A 19,946-nucleotide genomic window follows, 5' to 3' on the forward strand; every position below is an offset into this window, starting at 1 on the left:
GTGGCAAAGGCTGCGGCTCCGTCTCGGCCATTGCGGGCCCGATGCATGCGGTGCCGCTCCTACAACACCTCAAATCCATCACCCAACGTTATTCATGAATGTGCGAAGCCCGTCTTCCGTCAGGCCGGCGTACCGAGGAAGCCCTAATTCATTGTCTTCATCCTCGCGATAGACGAGACCAAATTCCTCCAGTTCGCCCAGAATAAGCCAGATGCCCGCTTCGCCTAGCAGGAGCGTTTTCGACAAAGTGGAGAGCAAAACATCCTTGCCTTCCCTGCCTAGTGCGTCCAGTACGCGCCAATGGATCTTGCCCAACTCGATGGACTCCATCGGAGTGCCGTTCGGCTCGATTGACGGATCAATTGATGTGACCTGCGCATCGGCCAGCGCCCTAAGAAGCCCATCCCGTTCATCAGTCAATTGCTTAACCTGATCCTTCAGCGCATCGATACGGGTATTGAGCCGCAGAGCGGCAGATGTGTGCTCGAGATCCATTTCTTCGAACTGCCTGCGAAGTGCGCGAGATTCCTCCTGAGTTAGGACGGTTTGGTCCTCGATTTCGCGCTTTACCCTCAAACCCTCCTTTCGTCGCCTTAGTGAGTAGCTGTACACCCAATTCGAGGGATATGGGAACACATAGATATAGAAGGCGGCCGTGACTAGTGGGCCAAGAGCCAAATGAAGTATCGAATAGCCAAGGTCCTGGTAGACAAGGTGGAGAAGATGGATCTTCCGGATCGCGGACTCGCCTGAAAGAATCACGATCAGGGCTTTGTAGTTCCACAGGCACCATGAAACTGTAAGCGATGAACCTAGCGGGCTGAGGAACCTATCCGACACGTACTCGCGAAATCCTCGGATGAAATCATCAAACATAGCTCCCCCTGCTGCTTTCCATTCGATCTCCGCTCTGCTATTTGTGGCGCGAAGCTTGCGCGCAATTGAAGTTGGATTTTCACGCCGTGTGGTGATCCGCGACTAGGCCACTACGAAGGCGATGAACACGCCGCCACTTCCCGGGCGACGAATGCAGCGTTTCGCCGGGTCTCCACGGTCTTGCTGGCCCGTCCGCAGCAGAAGTGCGACGTTCAATGCCGGAATTAAGCCGCGCCGCAAAGCGGCGTCGGCTTGAATGAAATGTTACAGCTTTGGCTGGATAGCAAGTGACAGAAAACGCCAAAGGTGCCAGTAGGCCACAATCACCAGAACCACTTTGGTGTAATAGAAGCCGATTGCGGGCCAGTTGATAACAATGGGCGCCTTGAACGATTCATCCTCGGCTGTGCGATCTTCCTTGTAGCGGTGGTACATGCTCCACAGAACGCCGCCAACAGCGTACTGAAGTAGATCGGCCGCCAAGGCCGCCACGATTAACTTGAGCGGGAGGAACAGCTCCGACGGAAGCATGCGTGAACTGCCTTCGGCAACTTGAAACATCCAAATTATCGCGATGCCGCCGAGGGCGAGCTGCCGGACAATATCGCTGGCTTTCCCGCTATAAACGTAATAGTTGTCCAGCGCATCCTTAAGCTTCACTTCCCCCTCCCGCGTGGTCCGCCGCTCTCCGTTCCGCCGCCCTTTCGTGCTCTGGTCGCAGATTTTCGCGCCGCCGCAGCCGGCCTTTGCGTGAGGGCAGAGCCGGCCGCTGACTTTGCAGCCTTTCCGGCCTTCTGGTCGCGCAGGGTCTTAGATGCGGCCTTTCCGGCGGCGGATGACGTTTGCTTATCGGGCGCCTTGCGTTGTGAAAGCGCGCTACCGGCTGCTGATTTGGCAGATTTCGAAGCGGCGCCGCTCGATAGAGTCTTAGATGCCTTAGTGGCAGCCTTCTTGGAAGTCGTTTCCTTTTTCGCCATCTAGTGAACCCTCCCCGATTGTACGAAATGCCTCTTTGCCGTGCTTTCCCCTCGATACAGCTCGATCTTAGGGCGGTGGGGTCCGGCTAACAAGCCAGCGTATAACCGGACCCGGCGTTAGGCTCAGCGACGTATCAGTACGCGCTTTGGGCCGGAATCTACAATGCCGCCAAACTTCGATGAGCATCTCTATTCACCGCCCCAAAAAAGGATGTGCCGGAGGTCACTGCGCGATGCATGCCAAAACCCAGCCCTATTCCGCAGCTGGAGCTGGCATCACACCCTTTCGCACAATCTCCAACCTTCCAACATCGCCAACAGGCACGAGCACAGCAGCCTTCCGCGCCGGGTCCCACAGCGCATAGGAATCACCAAGACGACCAATCAGCCCAAGGCCACCCTGCACCTCTCCATCAATGGTCGCAGCTGCCACGTGCTTGCCACCCCCAGAGGAGATCGTCCCGGCACGCTCGGAACCAAGCGTGATTGACACTATCGAAACGTAGACCAGCATCACCAGGGCATAGATCAGCCACGGGGAACCTTTCACCGCTGCGGGCACCACCGGCGAAAGCTGCACGATCAGCGCACAGATGATCGTCAGAAGAAGCCCTATCAGAAGAGGCCACGAGTTCGACCACCAGAGCAGCAGCCCCAGGCCAGTGAAGAAAAGTATCGGAAACAGCCATGCGAACAGCTTGCTTTTGGCGCTGCCGCTCGTCACCTTCGTCTCCACCCAGCCGCCAAACAGCAAGGCCACCAGCATCAGAAACAACACCATGCCGATGCCTGCCAGGCCAGCCAGCGCCAGTTCGCTCACGGCAACAAACTGAAAGGGATCAAGGCCAAAGTGGCCCCAGTACGCCTTCAGATAGAGCGCGCCTTGAATCAGGCCAAACGTGACGACAGCCGAACCCCAGCCAGCCACATCGGCCATCGTTAGTCTTTTCTGCGTACTTTCCATGTACCCCCCATCAAGCGCCCCTGACGCATCCCGGATAGTGCCATGGCGTGGAGCGCGGCGTCAGCCACGCAGTGCAATCTGATTGCAGCGAACCAGGGTTCCCCTGAAGGGACATCGAGGGTTCGACCCGTCCATCCCTTTGTCGCGTCTGCCCCACTCCTATCCTGAGCATGTCGGTACCGGCACATTAGATGCAGACCAATCGGCACCACCCACAGCCCTTGCACGCCAAGCCTCCAGCGCCCTTCCCTGCCATACAACGATTCTGAAAACGTCGAATCCGGTGACGGCATTGCCCTTACTGTATTGGCACCTCGTGCAACCGGGCGTATTCCTAGCCACGCCACCGAGAACCGGTGGTCGGGGTCTCGAAAATCCCGGTAACACGACCGTTGTTTACGCTTGCCAGCCGGCACCACTGCCAAGGGGGTGCCGGCTGGCAATCCGTCTGCCGGCTATGGCGGGCGGTGCGTGGGGGCCTTGCGCCCACCCGGGCTGAGTCGTGTTCCGGTTTTCGAGCCACGCATCGTCCGCCACCTTTATCGGTGGCGGCTTCTGCCTGCACGCAAGGAGCCCAGCCATGACCACGCCCTACTCCCCTGCCCCACAGCCCATCCACGAGGCGCCCTCGGCCGGGCCTACCGTGGACCCCAACACCCTCATCGCGCTACTGCACAGCATCGGCTCGGGCGTGGCCGCCAACGGCCAGCCCTGGCCAGAGCGGCATCAGCTGCGTGGCCGGCAGATGGCGCTGGCCGATGCCGACTGCTCGCTGACAGGCCTGCGCGTGGTGCTGGAGGTGCTGCTGGCGGCAGAACGCACCCGCCAGAATGGTGAGCCGGAGCAGTACGTCGGCGACCGGGTGATGGAAGGGCTGATCATGGCCGGCCTTGGGCTGGCAGCGCACGCAAGCGAACGGCTGCAGCCGGCAGAGTGAAGGATCACTTCGGTGGGGCCTGAAATGAAGGTGCGCCACGGGGTGATGTGGGTGCTCTTTCTGGCGCTGGTCGTTACCGTACAGATGCATTTGCCAGAGCCTGTTGAGCCGGAAGTGCTCGCGTACCGCAGCGTTCCCGATGAGACGTTCTGGACGCTGCGACGCCACGCGCTTCGATTCGCAGAGGCGCGGGCGCGGGAGGGCTTCGCGTTCCTGGAGGGGACGCCCGCTTCGGCGTCCTTCCAGATCCAGTGCAAGGGTGTGCCGGTGCTGCACGTGGAGAGGCAGCCGCCGCTTCTGCTGATCCGGGTTGCGCTGGGTACCGAGCAACGGGCGCCTGCGATCTACCCCCTGCAGGCCACGCTGCAATGGTCACTGGTGCCGTTGACCTATCTGGAGCAGGTCCTGTCTGGCGTGCAGGAACCTACGCTGCAGGACCGGCTGCTACTGACGCTTGCTGGCGATGTGCCTGAGGATGAGCGGTGTGGCGTGCGGAAGTAGGAATACAACCTCGGCGACGCCCCGCCTCACCCACCCTGCCCCAGCTCGCGCGCAAGGAACGGCGCCGTCCTGCTGCCCTTGGCGCGCGCCACCTGCTGCGGCGTTCCCTTCGCGACGATGGTGCCGCCCGCAGCGCCTGCGCCAGGCCCGACGTCAATCACCCAGTCCGCCTGCACGACCGCGCGCATGTCATGTTCAATCATCACCACCGTATTGCCCGCGTCCACCAGTCGCTGTAGCTGCACCAGCAGCCTGTCCGCGTCCGATGCATGCAGGCCGGTGGTGGGTTCGTCCAGTACGTAAAGCGTGCGCCCGCGCTGGCTCCGCTGCAGCTCGGTGGCCAGCTTGATGCGCTGGGCTTCACCGCCTGAAAGCTCCGTGGCCGGCTGGCCCAGCCTCAGATAGCCCAGGCCGATCTCCTGCAGCAGTTGCAGCGGGCGGGCAATGGCTTCTTCCTCGATGAAGAACGCGTGCGCTTGGTCCACCGTCATCTGCAGGACCTCGGCGATGTTGCGCTCATTCCACAGCACCTTCAGCGTGGCCTCGTTGTAACGCGCGCCGTGGCAGGTGGGGCACGGCGCATAGACGCTGGGCATGAACAGCAGTTCGACGCTGACGAAACCTTCGCCTTCGCAGGTCTCGCATCGGCCCTTGGCCACGTTGAACGAGAAACGGCCGGCATCGAAACGCCGACGGCGCGCGGCGGGCGTAGCGGCGAACAGCTTGCGCACGTGGTCGAACAGGCCGGTATAGGTGGCCAGGTTGGAGCGTGGGGTGCGGCCGATGGGCTTCTGGTCCACCTGCACTACCCGCTGGATGGCGTCCGCATCGCCAGCCAACCGGCCCCGGGTCGCTTCGATCACGGTCGGCGCGTCGGTGGGCGCACTCTCGGCGCTGTTGTCCTCGGGCTCATGCCCCAGGTGCAGCAGCACCAGCTCGGGCAGTGCCTGCGCCATCAGGCTGGATTTGCCCGACCCCGAAATGCCGGTCACTGCGGTCAGCAGCCCCAGTGGCACCTGCGCATCCACACCCTGCAGGTTGTGCCGGTGGATGCCCTTCAGTTCCAGCCAGCTGCTGGCGGTGCGCTGCCGGCTGGCGGCCGCGGGCACCTGGTCGAACAAATACCGCGCCGTGCGCGATTCCTGGATCTTGCGCAGGCCGTCGGGCTCGCCACTGTAGAGAACGCGCCCGCCGTGCTCACCCGCTTCCGGACCAACATCCACCAGCCACTGCGCGCGGCGCATCAGCTCCAGGTCGTGCTCGACAACGAACACCGAGTTTCCGCCGTCGCGCAGCCGGTCCAGCGCGTCGTACAGCGCCTGGCTGTCGGCGGGGTGCAGGCCGGCCGAGGGTTCGTCGAGCACGTACAGCACGCCAAACAGCAACGAGCTGAGCTGCGTGGCCAGCCGCAGGCGCTGCAGTTCGCCGGCCGACAATGTTGGCGTGGCGCGATCCAGCGAGAGGTACCCCAGGCCCAGGCCTCGCAGCTGGTGTACACGCGCCATGACGCCGCCTGCCAGCCGCTGCGCGGCCAAGCGCTTCTCTTCCGACAGGGCCGAGGTCAGCCGCACGTCGGGGGCTCCAGCATGGACAGGGCGGCCGCTTGCAGCCCGCTGCGTGCGATCGCGTTTCGTGGCGCTGCCGCTGGCACGCGCGCCGCGGCTGTGCGCGCTGAAATCACCCTGCGCGATGGGCTCCAGCAGGCCCGCCAACTGGTCCAGTGGCAGCCGCATGAACTCACCGATATCCACGCCGGCAAAGGTGACCGAAAGCGCTTCCGGCTTCAGGCGCTTTCCGTGGCAGGCCGGGCACAACCTGCCTTCCATGTAGCGCGAAACGCGCTTGCGCATCAGCGCGCTCTGGGTGTTGGCAAAGGTGTGCAGCACGTAACGACGCGCACCGGTATAGGTACCCATGTAGCTGGGTTCCAGCTTGCGCTTCAGCGCGGCGCGGGTCTCTGCGGGCGTGAAGCCGGCATAGACCGGCACGGTTGGCATTTCCTCGGTGAACAGGATCCAGTCGCGGTCCTTCTTCGGCAGCTTCTTCCACGGCACGTCGATGTCGTAGCCCAGCGTGACCAGGATGTCGCGCAGGTTCTGGCCATGCCATGCCGGTGGCCAGGAGGCGATGGCGCGTTCACGGATGCTCAGCGACGGGTCCGGCACCATCAGCGCTTCGGTCACCTCGTACACATGCCCCAGGCCGTGGCAGGTGCTGCAGGCGCCCTGCGGCGTATTGGGCGAGAAGTCCTCGGCGTACAGCATGGGCTGGTTGGCCGGGTAAGCTCCGGCGCGCGAATACATCATGCGCACCAGGCTGGACAGCGTGGTGACACTGCCCACCGAGGAACGTGCATTGCTGGCGCCGCGCTGCTGCTGCAGGGCAACCGCAGGCGGCAGCCCGTCGATGGCATCCACATCGGGTACGCCCGCTTGGTCAATCAGGCGCCGCGCGTATGGCGCTACGGACTCGAAGTAGCGCCGCTGCGCCTCAGCGAAGACGGTACCGAAGGCCAACGACGACTTGCCCGAACCCGACACCCCGGAGAACACCACCAGTGCATTGCGCGGGATCGAGACATCGACATTCTTGAGGTTGTGCTCGCGCGCGCCGCGCACCTCCACGCAACCGTTGGCTGCGGCCGCGCATGAGGATTCACCGAAAGGGTTGTTGGACATCGTTGCGTTCCTGCAGGCAGTGATCGGTGCGCCCTGGAGCGCGCCCAAGGACGCATTTTCGCTGCTGCGAGGTGAATGTGGTGAGGGGACGTGCAGCCCCACCCTGGGGGCATGCAAATGACCCGCAAGCCGCATTCACCCGCCGACTGCAAGGGGCGCGTGGCGGCGAACGTATCGCTCAGATGGCGATGAGAACCTTCCCCATCACGGTTCCAGCTTCAAGTGCCTGGTGCGCTTCAGCGATCTTCTGCAGATCCACCTTCAAACCGACATGGGGCGAATAGGCGCCACTGACAAGGCACGCAGTGATGTCCCTGATCGCGTGGATCTTCGCTTCCTGGGGGACCGAATAGATGTACACGAAGCGGAGCACGCATCCGTGCACCATGGCACGCAACAGTGGCAGGGAAAGCTCATCGGTTGCCTGCGCGGCCGCATAAGCGCTGATGACGCCGCCAGAGGCGAGACATGCCAGGTCAAGGTCGAGATTTGCCTGCACATTGACCTCTACGATGCGATCCACGCCCGCGCCCCGGGTATGGGTGTTGATCGCGCCGGCGACATCGTCATTCAGACGGTCCAGCACCAGATCCGCTCCGGCCGCCCTGGCAATGATTGCCTGCTCGGCATTCATGACCGTGGCCGCGACCCAGGCGCCCGCCCACTTTGCCAGCAGGATGGCGGCGGTGCCGACCACGCCTGCCCCGCCTTGCACCAACACCCTTCGGCCGTTGATGTCGCCATCCGCGAAGAGACAGCGATGCGCCGTCAGTGCCGGAATACCCAGCGATGCACCCACCTCGAAAGAGACATCGCCAGGCAGCGGCACGGCGTGCCCAGCGGGCACGACCACGAACGCTGCAGCCGTTCCGCTCGCCCTGCCGTACTGGGCTTCATAGATCCACACGCGCTGCCCTATACGGCCCGCCTCTTCCGGGTCGCCCACCGCATCGATGACACCGGCACCGTCCTGGTGGGGAATGATTCGTGGAAAGGGCATCGGCGCGGAGAACCCTGTGCGGGCCTTGAGGTCTGTGGGATTGAGCCCGGACATGTGCATCCGCACCCGGACTTCACCTGGCCCCGGTTGTGGGGTGGGCAGCTCTGCAACGCAGAGCACCTCATCAGCCGGGCCTTGGCGGTCGTAATACGCAGCTCTCATGCGTCTTCTCTCTGATTGCGAAGGGGCTCCCTTCCGGGCCAGCACTATCAGAGGCCAGTGGCAAATTTACAACCAGGCACACTTTGTATATATAGGGATACAAAGTATCCTATTGGAGTGATGATGCCCGCTGGCCTGCCTTCGGATTACCGGTGTGCCGTAGAAGTGACTGTCGAGATCGCCGGCGGGAAGTGGAAGCCGTTGATCGTTCACTACCTGCTGAGCGGCACCAAACGGTTTGGGGAACTGCGAAAGCTGATCGGCGGCGTGACCCAGCGCTCGCTTACCTTGCAGCTGCGCGAGCTTGAGGCAAGCGGCATCGTCCGGCGCGAAGTGTTTGCAGAAGTTCCGCCGCGTGTTGAATACACGTTGACGCCGCTGGGCACCACACTGGCGCCAACACTGGAAGCAATGAAGTTGTGGGGAGAACGCTATCTGGCCAGCAGGGACGGTTAGCCGCTGCGGCACGTCGTGGGCGCACAACCCGCTCGAATCGCCACACCTGCGTCATTACGCCTAGACACGTTCGTACGGATCCGATGGAATGGCCTGCATCGGGGCTTCAGCATGCGCTGCACCTCCACGCTGGAAGAGCCTTGTTGCAGTGCTTCCTCGGGCAGCAGCTGCATGCCCGTAATCGGAGCGCCCGAGAACAACGGATTGCTGACCGACAGCTCGCCGAGCTGAAGCACCTGCTTGGAGCCAATCAGAGTGCGTTGGGCATAGGCCTCGATCTGGTCGAAGCGCGAAGGGCCATTGCCATACCTGGACAACGATTGGCGGCTGCGGACGATCCAATCGCCTGGTGATACTTGATCCGCTGTCCACATCCAGCAAGTGCTATGCCGGAAAGGGAGTGGATGGAACGTGGTATGGGCTGGCGTGCCTTGCCTGTGTCGAGTTGGACGCCTCGCACCCCAACTATCTCCTCGCTGTGAGGGCATTCGATTACGGCGGGAAGGCGCTTCGGCAGCGCCTGCATCTTCCTCATGACGCGGTTGCCTTCGTGGTGGAATGCGAAGACGAGGTTTCGACGCAGGTTGGTTTCCGGAAGCTGACCTACTAGTGAAATCGACGGACAGCCTCGATAACGCACTCCAATCCCTGCCAAAGCGGCGCGGGTTTCCAACCGGGGATGGGCACTCCTTGAGGCGTCTTTGAACTGAGCGCGAAGCGAATAGTCCAGTGTGGACGGCTCCCGCCCAAGCCGTGGCCTATTCTTGCCGCTGCAGGGTGAACAGGGTGAGGGCGCGTGCACCGCCCCCATCCTGGACTGGACTCAGCCCGCAGGCTGCATCCCGCTGGGCGTTGCCCCGCGCGACGCCGCCAGATACCGGCAGTACTTGCCGATGAAGATGCCGGTGAATCCGCCAGACAGCAGGAGATAGGCGGCGCTGAAACCTGCGTTGCTGCTCAGGCCGGGCGCCACGGCCAGCGCCGTTTCAAAACCGTACTTGATGACGAACGTGACCAGCAGCAGTGGCAGCAGGCTGTAGTCGGCACTGCGCCACAGCGTGCCCGTGGAGGCGTCCACGGTCAGCGTTGCCCGGCGCAGCAGCAGGCAGCCCACTGCTGCGCCCGCGCAGATGCCGGCCAGCCATTCGCCCCACGCCACCGGCGAGCCGCCATAGCGGTGGCTGATCGACCAGATGCCCCAGACGCTGAACAGCGCCGGCACGATGGTCAGCTTCCGCAGCGAGGTCTGCCCCGGCCGCATGGCCGCGATGCCGCGCGAGACCAGGAACGCCAGAAGCACCCAGACCCAGATGGGGGTCTGCCAGAGAAGTTGCTGCAGCAGGTTCACGGGAGGTCCTTTCGGTGAGTGCCGGCCAGGCAGGCGGCGGTGGCGCTCACTATTGGCGGTACGCATTGCACGGACAAGTGACAGGTGTCAGCGATACAGCCTGCACCCCGTCCTCTGCGCGGCGCTCGGCGATGTACGCGTGTCCTATCGTGTCACCGTGACCAGCGAACGGATGAATCGAATTCGGTTCCTGTCCGCATGTCGATTGCACCCCTGCTCCACCGGCGTTGTGCCGCTCACCGAATCGTAGCCGAGGCGGCACCACTTGGCGTCTTGCCGGCCAGCGGCCGGCACCACCCTTGCGATGCGGATGTCCGGAATCGGCATTACCGTGACGCGTCACGGTGAATGGCATGCGCCTTCAATCGGGCGCACGCCGGGTTCTGATACGGCCCTTTGCTGGCGGGGCCGGCGCTGCAGCCGGCACGGTATGATGCCGACTTTCTCGCACTTGCCATCGCTGTAGCGCGCGTTGCTGTTGGCTACGCGCCGGTGCAGCTGAGACCCCACCCACTCCATGCTCGCTTCCTGTTCCCCCTTCATCATCTGGGCGGCCGTGGCCGTTGCCACCGTCGGCCTGCTGTTCCGGCCGTTCCGCATTCCGGAGTACGTGTGGGCGCTGGGCGCGGCCGCGCTGCTTCCGCTGCTTGGGGCGGTGTCGCTCGGCACGACCTGGCACGCGGTTGCCGAAGGGCGGGATGTCTATCTGTTCCTGGTCGGCATGATGGTGCTGGCCGAGCTGGCGCGGCGCGAGGGCCTGTTCGACTGGCTGGCGCTGTATGCGGTACGGCATGCGGGCGGCTCGGGGCGGCGGTTGTTCGACCTGGTGTTCCTGGTCGGCACGGTGGTGACGGTGTTCCTGTCCAACGATGCCACGGCGGTGGTGCTGACGCCGGCGGTCTATGCGGCGTGCAAGGCGGCCCGCGCCAACCCCCTGCCCTATCTGTTTGTCTGTGCGTTCATCGCCAATGCGGCGAGCTTCGTGCTGCCTATTTCCAACCCGGCCAACCTGGTGGTGTATGGCAACCACATGCCGCCGCTGCTGCAGTGGCTGGCGCAGTTCGCGCTGCCGTCGCTGGCCGCGATCGGTGCCACGTATCTGGTGCTGCGCTGGGTGCATCGCCGCGAGATCGCACAGCCGTTGGCAGCGTCGCCCGAGCATCGCCCGCTTACCGAGGGTGGCCGCCTGAGTGCGCTGGGCGTGTTGTTCACCGGCACCGTGCTGCTGGTGACCTCCGCACTGAACGGCCCATTGGGCCTGACAACGTTCTGTGCGGGCGCGCTGAGCGTAGCGGTGGTGGCGATCCGCCAGCGCCGCAGCCCGCTGCCGCTGTTGCGCCACGTCTCTTGGGGCGTGCTGCCGCTGGTGGCCGGCCTGTTCGTGCTGGTTGAAGCGGTTTCGCAGACCGGTGTCATCCAGACAGCGGCCAGCAACCTGCAGGCGCTGGCGCAGACCTCGCCGCACCAGGCGGGCTGGCTGGCCGGAGGCGCAGCCGCACTGCTCAGCAACGTGGCCAACAATCTGCCGGTGGGCCTGGCTGCGGGCTCGCTGGGCCAGATGGCCGAGCTGCCGGCGCAGACGCGCGCGGCGTTGCTGATCGGCGTGGACCTGGGCCCGAACCTGTCGGTGACCGGCTCGCTGGCTACCATGCTGTGGCTGGTGGCGCTGCGCCGCGAAGGCGAGCATGTCAGCGCGCTCGACTTCCTGCGTGTCGGCGCGCTGGTGATGCCGCCCGCGCTGATCGGGGCGTTGCTGCTGCTCTGATCTGGCGCGGGCGCAGTATTTGCCTAGAACGCCACCTGCAAACGGGTATTGAAGGTGGTGCCTTCGTCCCTGCCCGGCCCGGTACCGCTGCGGTTGTCGGTCTGCCAGCGGATGGCCTCGAACATCACGCGGCTGAAATCGTTGAGGTACCAGTTCGTGCCCAGCGTCCACGCATGGCCGGTACCGCCGCTGGGCAGTTCGGCGTAATCCACGTCTTCATAGCGCGCCTTCAGCTCCCACGCGCCCCTGCCGCCGCGTGTGACCGGGTCGGCCACCTTCACCCGGCTCCAGGTGCCGGCCTTGCCCGAATAGGCTGGCATGGCACCGGCCAGGAACCAGCCGGCCGAGACAGCCCAGGCCTGGTGGTCGAGGTCGTAGCGACCGCTGGCATCGGCACCGCGCAGGTTGCGGGTGCCCCATTCGCCCGTCGCCCATGCCGGGCCGAAGAAGCCCGCCAGCTCCGCGCCATAGGCGGTGCTGCGCTCGGCGCCGAGCAGCGTGCCCGGCGTGATCTTGACCAGATCGTTGAAATGCCCGGCGATGGCCGAGCTGCGCACCACGCTGCTGGCACCGGCGGCGATCTCCTCGTGGAAGGCCCATGCGCCCAGGTGCACCGTCGCGGCGGAACTCTCGATGGGATTCCAGTGCACGCGCGTGGCCCAGGTCTGGCTGTCGTTGTCGGTACCTGCGTTGTTGAGGTCATTGCCCGCCACCGAGAGGCTGGCGTGCCAGCCCTTGCCATACACCCGCTCGGTAAGGCCGACTCCGAACAGCCCGCGCTGCGGCAGCATCAAGGTGCCCACGACATTGCGGTCCTGGAAGGGCGTGTTGGAGGTGCTGCTGGAACCATCGATGCCGCGGTCATTGAGGCGGTTGCCGACGGTAAGATCGGCAGGCAGGCCGAACAGGCGGTGATCGACAGTGGCATAGACCGACTTCCAGGCCACGTCGTTGTCGGCGAAATCGCCTTCGACGGCCCAGCCCAGAATGCCGTAACGCCCTTCGGCGCCCAGGCGCACCGAACGGATTTCGGTACCGGACAGGTTGCGGTCGCTCACCGAGGACCCGTCGGTACTGGATGCGTCGACGAACAGGCGGCCGCGTGGCCGGAAGGCTGCGTTGCCGTCGGCGCTGCTGAACTCCGGCGCCCCCTTGGACCAGGACACCTTGGGCTGTTTGGACTGGCCCGATTCCAGCGCGGCGACCCGGGTTTCCAGCGTAGCGGCGGGCGTTGCCGCCGGTACCGCTGCAGGGCCCTGCCCGCCTTCGACAGCGCGCAGGCGCGCCTCCAACTGCTGGATCTGCACGGCCTGCTGCTGCACCAGTTGCGAGAGCTCGGCCTGGCTCAATGGTGCAGGCGGTGACGAAGTGGACTGAGCGCCGGCATGGCCACTGGCCAACAGCAGGCCGAGCGCGACCGACAGCGCTGCCGGCGGCAGCACGGTGGAATGGTTCATGGTCTCTCTCTCCGGCCAGCCGGCCCCCTGGCCTGGCGCTGGCCTGTTGCGGTGGTGCGGGGGAAGATCGGGGAAGGAGGCGCGCGCCGCCGGATCAGTCCGGCGGCGCGGCAAGCGGGCTCAGGCGGCCGCGCTCAGCTGGTGGCCTGCGTCTGCGCGTTCGGGCGCCAGGTGATCAGCTTGTTCTCGACCACATCCAGCAGTGCGTCGATGACCAGCACGAAGGCGGCCAGGATGATGATGCCGGCGAACACGCCCACGGCATTGAAGTTGCCCTCGGCCTGGGCAATCAGGTAGCCCAGCCCTGCCGAGGCACCGAGGTACTCGCCGATGATCGCACCGACCACCGCGAAACCGACGGACGTGCGCAGCGAGGACAGGATCCAGCTGGCCGCCGCCGGGAAGTACACGTGACGCAGCAGATCGCTGCGGCCCGCCCCCAGGATGCGTGCGTTGGCCAGCACCACCGGGTTCACTTCACGCACGCCCTGCATGGCGTTGAAGAACGTGGTGAAAAACACCAGCGTGACCGCCAGCGCCACCTTCGACCACAGCCCAAGGCCCAGCCACAGCACGAAGATCGGTGCCAGCACCACACGCGGAATCGCGTTGAAGCCCTTGATGAACGGGTCCAGGATGCGTGCCGAGCGTCGGCTCAGGCCAAGCCACACGCCACCGGCCACGCCCAGCCCGGTGCCGATGATGTAGCCCAGCGCGGTTTCGGTCAGGGTGATGTAGACGTGCTGGTAGAACGAGGTGTCGGACAGCCAGGTCCAGGCCTGCTGCACGATTGCCGTTGGCGAGGGGAAGAAGAACGGATCGATCACGCCCAGCGCGATGCCGCCTTCCCAGCCGCCGAATACGGCGACCACCAGGGCCAGCTGGATGAATTTGTCAGTCTTGGCGTGCATAGCTCTTCTCCACTTCGCCGCGCAGGCAGGCCCAGATGTCGCGGTACAGGTCGGTGAATCGTTCGTCCAGCTTGATTTCGGCCACGTTGCGCGGCCGTTCCAGGCCCACGTCGAAGCTGCGCACGACGCGGCTGGCGGGGCCGGAGGACAGCACCACCACGCGGTCACCCAGCGCGATGGCCTCTTCCAGGTCATGGGTGATGAGGATCACCGAGCGCCGGTCCTCCTGCCACAGCCGCAGCAGTTCGTTCTGCATCAGGTGACGGGTGTGGATGTCCAGCGCCGAGAACGGCTCATCCATCAGGATCACCTTCGGTTCGACGATCAACGCCTGTGCCATCTGCACGCGCTTGCGCTGTCCGCCGGACAGCTGGTGCGGGTAGCGATGCTCGAAGCCGGCAAGGCCGACCTTGGCCAGCCAGGCATTGGCCTTGGCCTTGCGCTCGGCTTCGGGCACGCCACGAAAGCGCAGGCCCAGTTCGACGTTCTGGTACGCGGTTTTCCATGGCAGCAGCGCATCCTGCTGGAACAGGTAGCCGACAGATTCCTGCACGCCGCTGACCTTGCGCCCGTCGATGGCCACCTCGCCGGACGATGGCGTGAGCAGCCCCGCCACGGAGTTGAGGATGGTGCTCTTGCCGCAGCCGGTGGGGCCGACGATGGCGAGGAACTCGCCGTCGCCCACCTGGATGTCGACGTCACGCACGGCGGTGAATTCGCCGAAGGACATGGTCACCTTGTTGATGGCGACCATGGTCTGTGCAGGCTCCAGCTGTGGCGCGCCATTGAGCTGGCGCACGGTGGCATTGAGGGCCATGGGGTTACCTCCGCTTAACGTTGGGCTGCCGGCGCCGCAGCGTGGGCACGCTCGACGAAGGCATTGGTGTAGGTCCTGGACAGATCGATGTTGGCCTTGGCCACATCCGTGTTGAATTCGCGCAGCACCTTCAGTGGCGTTTCCAGGTCGGCCGCGATGAAGTGGCCATCGGTGGTGAAGATCGCGCGGGCGTTCTCCACGGCGCGGGCATAGGTGGCGCGGTCGCCGGAGACATAGCTGTCAGGCAGGGCTGCGACGATGTCCTCGGCGCTGTTGTCGGCGATGAACTTCAGCGCCATCTGCTCGGCACGGGCGATCTTTTCGGCCGCTTCCGGGCGCTTGTCCAGGAAGCTCTGGTTGGCGTACATCACCGAGGTCGGGTACAGGCCGCCATAGACCTGTCGTGCGCCGTCATCACTGCGTGCGTCGAGAATGATCTTCCCCACCTTGCGTTCGGTGATCAGGGTGGCGGCAGGATCGTAGTTCACCAGCAGGTCGATCTTGCCCTGCTCCAGCGCGGCGACCGCAGCGGCACCGGAACCCACGCCGATCAGCGAGATGCTGTCGACCGGGATGTCATGCTGGGCCAGGAAATGGCGAACGAAGAAGTCGGACGAGGAGCCCGGTGCGGTGATGCCGACCTTCTGGCCCTTGATGGTCTGCGGGCGCGCCGGATCGAACGTGGCGTCTTCGCGGCCGGCCATCACCAGGCCGGAATTGCGCGAGAGCAGTACGAAGGCGACTACGTCCTTGCCCTTGGCCTGCATCTGGATGGTGTGGTCGTAGAAGCCGACGGCCACGTCGGTGGAGTTGGCAACCAGCGCCTGCAGTACTTTCGAACCGCCCTGGGCGAAGTTCTCGGTCTTCACTTCCAGGCCGACGTCCTTGAAATAGCCCTTGGCGTCGGCGATGAAGAACGGCAGGTTGTTGAGGTTGTAGGAACCGACGCTGATGCGCACCGGGGCATTGTCGCCGCCGCGTGCGGGACCACCGGCCGCACCGGCGTCCGGCTTGCTGCATCCGGCCGCGGCCAGGCCGACCGCGCACAGCGCGGCCATGAAGAACTGCTTGTACATCATCCCTCCCAGGAGTGAAGCATCTACGTTGTGGTGGCGGGCAAGCACAGCCGTGCCGGCCCGACCGGTTTCAGATCATGCCGCTGACGTCCATTGGCGGGCTTGGGTAGCACTGGCCCTGGCGGGCGCGGGCGACGTGGCGAACACACGACCTTCAAACAGACGACGTGCGGTGCGCACCACGCTGGCGATCACCGGCGCGTCGTCCGCGCTGCGACTGAGGCCCACCTCCAGGGCCCCACTCGGATGTTCGAGGGTAATGCTGCCGGGCAGCGGCAGGCACCCGACCAAAGTGTGGGCCAACGTGCCCGAGGTGACGGCGGCGGTCGCGATGCCCACCGCGCCGGTAATGGCCAGCGCGGTGTGGCACTGGTGTGGCATGAAATAGCGCACCTGCAGCTGCCCGCCATGTTGCGGTGCGGACAGCAGCACCGGCTTGGGAATGACCTTGCTGCCGGCGTCGGCGATGCCCATTCGGGCGCCGGCCTCGATACGCAACGCCTCCAGCCGCGCCATGAACGCGGCATCCGCATTCAGTTCGGCAGGTGACGCATCACCGCGTACGCCCAGGTCCTCAGCGTGCACCAGCATCATCGGCATCGCGCAGTCGATCAGGCTGACCGGCACGCCGTCGATGGTTTCCTGCGCATGGCCACTGGGCAGCAACTTGCCGGTCCGTGCGCCTGCCGCATCCAGGAAGGACAACCGGACCGGAGAGGCCGAGCCCGGCGCTCCGGCAATGCGGGTGTCGCCCCGGTAGACCACGTTGCCGCCCGGCGTTTCCACCGTGGCGATGATCAGCTTGCCGGTGTTGACGTTGTGGACGCGCACTTCGGTCTGCGGGTCCTGGGCCTGCACCAGCCCGCGCTCGATTGCATACGGGCCCACCGCCGCCAGCATGTTGCCGCAGTTGGGCGAGGTATCCACCACCTGCTGTTCCACCCGCACCTGGGCGAACAGATAGTCCACGTCGGCATCGGGGTGGCTGGAGCGGTCGATGATGGCCACCTTGCTGGTCAGTGCGTTGCCGCCGCCGATGCCGTCGATCTGCAGCGGGTGGCCCGAACCCATCACCTCCAGCAGCAGGCGGTCGCGTTCGGCGGTGTCAGCCGGCAGGTCGCTGGCCAGGAAGAAGGGGCCCTTGGAGGTGCCGCCACGCATGAGCACGCAGGGAATGCTGAGCAGATCGTTGGACATACGTGTGTTAGATTGATGCGTATAGGGGATGAATGACCCCTCTGTGATTCGATACTGGCATGACCCCAATTGATCTGTGAATTGCTGATTTTTGGATGATTGATACCTGATGAGCATCAATTGCGAGATTCTCGATCTGCGCGCCTTCCTGCTGGTATCGGAAACCCGCAGCTTCCATCGCGCGGCCGAAATCCTGCACGTCTCCCAGCCGGCGCTGAGCCGTCGCATCCAGAAGCTTGAGCAGGCCGTGGGCTCGCCGTTGCTCGAGCGCACCACGCGCAGTGTCAGCACTACGGCCGTGGGCGAGAACCTGCTGCCGCTGGTGCGGCGCATGCTGGAGGAGTTCGATGGCTCGCTGTTCTCGCTGCGCGGCCGCGAAGACACCCGCGGCGCCACGGTGACCATCGCCTGCCTGCCCACGGCGGCGTTCTACTTCCTGCCGAGCGTGATGGCGCGCTTCCACGAGGCGCATCCGAACGTGCGTTTCCGCATCCTGGATATTCCGGCCACCGAGGGCCTGCAGGCGGTGGAGCGCGGCGAGGTCGAATTCGGCATCAACTTCATGGGCGCCAATGATCCCAACCTCGATTTCGACGTGCTGGCCGAGGATCCGTTCGTGCTGGCATGCCGGCGTGATCATCCGCTGGCCCGCAAGCGCACGGTGGAATGGGCTGATCTGGCCGAGCACCAGCTGATCACCGTGCATCGCACCAGTGGCAACCGCACGCTGCTGGACGGCGCATTGGCGCGCGAGAACCTCAAGCTGAGCTGGCATTACGAAGTGACTCACCTGTCCACTTCGCTGGGCATGGTCGAGGCCGGCATCGGGGTATCGGTGCTGCCGAAAATGGCAACCCCTGATGGCGATCATCCGACGCTGGTGACGCGTTCGATCGGCAACCCGGTGGTGTCGCGCACCATTGGCATCGTGCGCCGTCGAGGTGCCCTGCTCTCGCCCACCGCAGAGCGGTTCCTGCAGATGCTGATGAGCCAATGGCGCGTGGAGAACTGAGCGCGCCCTGGTGCGTATGGGGTGTAATGGCAGCCTGCTCTCCAGCCACATGAGCAGTGCAGCGGCCCCGGTGCAGATTACTCGGCGTAGCTTGCGGTGTTCTTGCCGTGCCGTTTGGCGTGATAGAGCGCCTTGTCCGCCTTCGCCAGCCAGTCCTCCGCGCTGCCCGTGCCAGCCGCTGCGGCGATGCCGATACTGACGCTGAACTGGATATCGGCTGTTTCAGGGGCACCCGGCTCCTGCAGGTAGTGCCTTATCTGCTCGGCCACATCCATGGCCTCTGCCGGTATCCGCTGGCGCAGCAGAACGGCGAACTCATCACCGCCCAGACGCGCTGGCATGTCACCCGGCTGGGCTAGCTGACGCAGCACTACCGCGATGCGGCGAAGCACCTCATCGCCGGCACGATGGCCATGCGAGTCATTGATCCGCTTGAAATCATCAACATCAAGCATCAGCAGGCACGCGTCGCCGCCGTGGTGCTGCCCCGTCTGCAGCACCTGCTGGGCGCGCTGGATCAGGAAGCCGCGGTTGGCCAGCTCCACCAACGGATCCATCCGGCTCAGGCGCTGCAGTTGGCGATTCTGTGATTTCACCCGGCGCGCCAGCCGCCAGCTCAGCACGCTCAACCCGATGCCGTAGACGAACAGGAAAGGCAGGCTGAGGACAACGGTGCGCTGCGAGGTGATGGGTTGATAAGGCAGGCCCAGGGCAAGCCAGGTGGCGGCGAACCCGACCACCAGGGCCAGGGTTGCCCTCGTTGCCAGGCGGATGCCGCCGGCGGCGATCTTGTCGGCCACCAGCAACGCGGCAAACAACGCACTGGGCACCGTGCTGAGGGCCATGAAGGCGATCCATGCGCCTCCAAAGAGAGAGTCGACGATCATGCAGCGGAACTGCGCTGCTGCAGGTTCGCGGGCGCGACGTGTCAGGAGCATCGCCAGCGCCGGCCATGCGAGGGCGTTGAGCAACAGCAGCATCCAGGGGGCAGCATCCGCCTGACGCTCCAGAATGACCGAGGCAATCGGAAGCGCGCCCAAGCCGTTCCCCACGAAGCGCATCCAGCCGATGCGCCGGGCTGCACCGACGCCCTCGACGGCGACTTCTGTTGAATCAGTGAAGAACGGCATTGCCAGCTCTCCTGATGATCACTCCCCTGCAATTCACCCGGACACCCCTTTGTGCGCGAGTCTGACATCTGTGCGTCAACGACAGGTCAATGAGGCAAGGCGCGCTGCATCGCAGCCGCATGCCGAGGCTGCGCACATGGGTTGATGGGCCGTGCGGCAGCCCTTCATCCGCCTGTGTTGCAGCGTTAACGCCCCGTGGCAGAGGCTGGTCAACACGCCCGAGGAGCACACTCCAGTGAACGAGAAGAAGCTGCGGGATGACCTGCCTTTCAACCCTGGCGCCGACGTGGACGATGCGTCGAAGAGCCATACCCCGGACATGCTCAGGAATGACAAAGCGACATGGAAGGAGCACGACATGCCCGATGATGGTGATGACCCCAAAGCTGCGCCCGACGACTACGAACGGCCTGATCCTGATCCGACCGGGTAGGCACGGCCAATTGAAGCCAACGGTGCGTGCCACGCGACATGGCGGGCCTCCTTGCTGAAGGTGCGCCCGCAGAGCGCGCTGTAAGCGCGCGCCGGATCGCGTGTTGCCGGCCAGCGGCCGGCACTACCGGACGCGAAGATGGGTTGCGCCGGGCCATGCCCGGCGGACGCAACGCATGGGCAACGCCGGGTCATTCCCGGCGGACGCGAAGATGGGTAGCGCCGGGCCATGCCCGGCGGATGCGAAGAA

At 64.7% G+C, this 19,946-nt stretch carries 19 protein-coding genes; 6 read left to right on the plus strand and 13 right to left on the minus strand.

The window, feature by feature from the left end; translation table 11 throughout:
* Nucleotides 1–78: 78 nt before the first annotated feature.
* The 3 genes from AC3WTC_RS00300 to AC3WTC_RS00310 form a co-directional block, all read right to left on the minus strand.
* The gene (locus AC3WTC_RS00300) at nt 79–876 is read right to left on the minus strand and encodes a coiled-coil domain-containing protein (protein WP_492709954.1); all 798 of its coding nucleotides are present in this window, start codon (nt 874–876) and stop codon (nt 79–81) included.
* Nucleotides 877–1,140: 264 nt separating this feature from the next.
* Entirely contained in the window at nt 1,141–1,536 is a 396-nt protein-coding gene (locus AC3WTC_RS00305) for a hypothetical protein (RefSeq protein ID WP_492709956.1), read from the minus strand.
* A 570-nt stretch (nt 1,537–2,106) separates the two neighbouring features.
* Nucleotides 2,107–2,817: a hypothetical protein gene (locus AC3WTC_RS00310; protein ID WP_492709958.1), complete on the minus strand. Its 711-nt coding sequence runs from the start codon at nt 2,815–2,817 to the stop codon at nt 2,107–2,109.
* Nucleotides 2,818–3,397: 580 nt separating this feature from the next.
* Here AC3WTC_RS00310 and AC3WTC_RS00315 point away from each other — a divergent pair.
* The gene (locus AC3WTC_RS00315) at nt 3,398–3,754 is read left to right on the plus strand and encodes a hypothetical protein (RefSeq protein ID WP_442251925.1); all 357 of its coding nucleotides are present in this window, start codon (nt 3,398–3,400) and stop codon (nt 3,752–3,754) included.
* Nucleotides 3,755–3,778: 24 nt separating this feature from the next.
* On the plus strand, nt 3,779–4,255 hold the full coding sequence (locus AC3WTC_RS00320) for a hypothetical protein (RefSeq protein WP_492709960.1): 477 nt from the start codon (nt 3,779–3,781) through the stop codon (nt 4,253–4,255).
* Nucleotides 4,256–4,281: 26 nt separating this feature from the next.
* Here the strand turns inward: AC3WTC_RS00320 and AC3WTC_RS00325 are convergent, their stop codons facing one another.
* Entirely contained in the window at nt 4,282–6,933 is a 2,652-nt protein-coding gene (locus AC3WTC_RS00325; RefSeq protein WP_492709962.1) for an excinuclease ABC subunit UvrA, read from the minus strand.
* Between the two features lie 178 nt (nt 6,934–7,111).
* Nucleotides 7,112–8,095 carry an NADPH:quinone reductase gene (locus tag AC3WTC_RS00330; protein ID WP_140226983.1) on the minus strand — a complete coding sequence of 328 codons (984 nt, stop codon included), beginning with the start codon at nt 8,093–8,095 and terminating at the stop codon, nt 7,112–7,114.
* Nucleotides 8,096–8,218: 123 nt separating this feature from the next.
* Here AC3WTC_RS00330 and AC3WTC_RS00335 point away from each other — a divergent pair, with 123 nt between their 5' ends.
* Nucleotides 8,219–8,551: a winged helix-turn-helix transcriptional regulator gene (locus AC3WTC_RS00335; RefSeq protein ID WP_136638043.1), complete on the plus strand. Its 333-nt coding sequence runs from the start codon at nt 8,219–8,221 to the stop codon at nt 8,549–8,551.
* Here AC3WTC_RS00335 and AC3WTC_RS00340 read toward each other — a convergent pair.
* Together AC3WTC_RS00340 and AC3WTC_RS00345 are read right to left on the minus strand one after the other, a co-directional pair.
* The gene (locus AC3WTC_RS00340) at nt 8,548–9,039 is read right to left on the minus strand and encodes a fimbria/pilus outer membrane usher protein (protein WP_425602657.1); all 492 of its coding nucleotides are present in this window, start codon (nt 9,037–9,039) and stop codon (nt 8,548–8,550) included. The genes AC3WTC_RS00335 and AC3WTC_RS00340 overlap by 4 nt on opposite strands.
* A gap of 335 nt (nt 9,040–9,374) precedes the next feature.
* On the minus strand, nt 9,375–9,899 hold the full coding sequence (locus AC3WTC_RS00345) for a DUF6622 family protein (protein WP_492709965.1): 525 nt from the start codon (nt 9,897–9,899) through the stop codon (nt 9,375–9,377).
* Between the two features lie 517 nt (nt 9,900–10,416).
* On the opposite strand from AC3WTC_RS00345, the gene AC3WTC_RS00350 reads away from it, so the two are divergent.
* Entirely contained in the window at nt 10,417–11,664 is a 1,248-nt protein-coding gene (locus tag AC3WTC_RS00350; protein ID WP_447945082.1) for an arsenic transporter, read from the plus strand.
* Nucleotides 11,665–11,687: 23 nt separating this feature from the next.
* Here the strand turns inward: AC3WTC_RS00350 and AC3WTC_RS00355 are convergent, their stop codons facing one another.
* From AC3WTC_RS00355 to AC3WTC_RS00375, 5 genes are all read right to left on the minus strand, one after another.
* Nucleotides 11,688–13,121, minus strand: a complete 1,434-nt coding sequence (locus tag AC3WTC_RS00355) for an OprO/OprP family phosphate-selective porin (RefSeq protein WP_492709967.1) — start codon at nt 13,119–13,121, stop codon at nt 11,688–11,690.
* A gap of 134 nt (nt 13,122–13,255) precedes the next feature.
* Nucleotides 13,256–14,032, minus strand: a complete 777-nt coding sequence (locus tag AC3WTC_RS00360) for an ABC transporter permease (RefSeq protein ID WP_032974771.1) — start codon at nt 14,030–14,032, stop codon at nt 13,256–13,258.
* Nucleotides 14,016–14,849 (minus strand): ABC transporter ATP-binding protein, encoded by an 834-nt coding sequence (locus AC3WTC_RS00365; RefSeq protein WP_033831085.1) that lies wholly within the window; start codon nt 14,847–14,849, stop codon nt 14,016–14,018. The genes AC3WTC_RS00360 and AC3WTC_RS00365 overlap by 17 nt, the downstream gene beginning before the upstream one ends.
* A 14-nt stretch (nt 14,850–14,863) precedes the next feature.
* Nucleotides 14,864–15,925, minus strand: coding sequence for an ABC transporter substrate-binding protein (locus AC3WTC_RS00370; RefSeq protein ID WP_492709970.1), 1,062 nt, complete (start codon nt 15,923–15,925; stop codon nt 14,864–14,866).
* A 75-nt stretch (nt 15,926–16,000) separates the two neighbouring features.
* Nucleotides 16,001–17,122: a 4-oxalomesaconate tautomerase gene (locus tag AC3WTC_RS00375; protein WP_080148783.1), complete on the minus strand. Its 1,122-nt coding sequence runs from the start codon at nt 17,120–17,122 to the stop codon at nt 16,001–16,003.
* Nucleotides 17,123–17,231: 109 nt separating this feature from the next.
* Here AC3WTC_RS00375 and AC3WTC_RS00380 point away from each other — a divergent pair, with 109 nt between their 5' ends.
* Entirely contained in the window at nt 17,232–18,134 is a 903-nt protein-coding gene (locus AC3WTC_RS00380) for a LysR family transcriptional regulator (protein WP_033831088.1), read from the plus strand.
* A 77-nt stretch (nt 18,135–18,211) separates the two neighbouring features.
* Here the strand turns inward: AC3WTC_RS00380 and AC3WTC_RS00385 are convergent, their stop codons facing one another.
* Nucleotides 18,212–19,264, minus strand: coding sequence for a sensor domain-containing diguanylate cyclase (locus AC3WTC_RS00385; RefSeq protein WP_492709973.1), 1,053 nt, complete (start codon nt 19,262–19,264; stop codon nt 18,212–18,214).
* Between the two features lie 235 nt (nt 19,265–19,499).
* Between AC3WTC_RS00385 and AC3WTC_RS00390 the strand changes: the two genes are divergently transcribed.
* Nucleotides 19,500–19,697, plus strand: coding sequence for a hypothetical protein (locus tag AC3WTC_RS00390; protein ID WP_492709975.1), 198 nt, complete (start codon nt 19,500–19,502; stop codon nt 19,695–19,697).
* Nucleotides 19,698–19,946: the final 249 nt, after the last annotated feature.

This window comes from Stenotrophomonas sp. FW305-C-20-S1 (assembly GCF_058783335.1).

Excerpts from the sequence above, each read along its gene's own strand:
- AC3WTC_RS00360 (WP_032974771.1), bottom strand. The coding sequence starts at position 14,032 with ATGCACGCCAAGACTGACAAATTCATCCAGCTGGCCCTGGTGGTCGCC.
- AC3WTC_RS00310 (WP_492709958.1), bottom strand. The coding sequence starts at position 2,817 with ATGGAAAGTACGCAGAAAAGACTAACGATGGCCGATGTGGCTGGCTGG.
- AC3WTC_RS00330 (WP_140226983.1), bottom strand. The coding sequence starts at position 8,095 with ATGAGAGCTGCGTATTACGACCGCCAAGGCCCGGCTGATGAGGTGCTC.
- AC3WTC_RS00350 (WP_447945082.1), top strand. The coding sequence starts at position 10,417 with ATGCTCGCTTCCTGTTCCCCCTTCATCATCTGGGCGGCCGTGGCCGTT.
- AC3WTC_RS00335 (WP_136638043.1), top strand. The coding sequence starts at position 8,219 with ATGCCCGCTGGCCTGCCTTCGGATTACCGGTGTGCCGTAGAAGTGACT.
- AC3WTC_RS00325 (WP_492709962.1), bottom strand. The coding sequence starts at position 6,933 with ATGTCCAACAACCCTTTCGGTGAATCCTCATGCGCGGCCGCAGCCAAC.
- AC3WTC_RS00375 (WP_080148783.1), bottom strand. The coding sequence starts at position 17,122 with ATGTCCAACGATCTGCTCAGCATTCCCTGCGTGCTCATGCGTGGCGGC.
- AC3WTC_RS00385 (WP_492709973.1), bottom strand. The coding sequence starts at position 19,264 with ATGCCGTTCTTCACTGATTCAACAGAAGTCGCCGTCGAGGGCGTCGGT.
- AC3WTC_RS00380 (WP_033831088.1), top strand. The coding sequence starts at position 17,232 with ATGAGCATCAATTGCGAGATTCTCGATCTGCGCGCCTTCCTGCTGGTA.
- AC3WTC_RS00320 (WP_492709960.1), top strand. The coding sequence starts at position 3,779 with ATGAAGGTGCGCCACGGGGTGATGTGGGTGCTCTTTCTGGCGCTGGTC.
- AC3WTC_RS00340 (WP_425602657.1), bottom strand. The coding sequence starts at position 9,039 with ATGCCCTCACAGCGAGGAGATAGTTGGGGTGCGAGGCGTCCAACTCGA.
- AC3WTC_RS00300 (WP_492709954.1), bottom strand. The coding sequence starts at position 876 with ATGTTTGATGATTTCATCCGAGGATTTCGCGAGTACGTGTCGGATAGG.
- AC3WTC_RS00365 (WP_033831085.1), bottom strand. The coding sequence starts at position 14,849 with ATGGCCCTCAATGCCACCGTGCGCCAGCTCAATGGCGCGCCACAGCTG.
- AC3WTC_RS00370 (WP_492709970.1), bottom strand. The coding sequence starts at position 15,925 with ATGTACAAGCAGTTCTTCATGGCCGCGCTGTGCGCGGTCGGCCTGGCC.
- AC3WTC_RS00315 (WP_442251925.1), top strand. The coding sequence starts at position 3,398 with ATGACCACGCCCTACTCCCCTGCCCCACAGCCCATCCACGAGGCGCCC.
- AC3WTC_RS00355 (WP_492709967.1), bottom strand. The coding sequence starts at position 13,121 with ATGAACCATTCCACCGTGCTGCCGCCGGCAGCGCTGTCGGTCGCGCTC.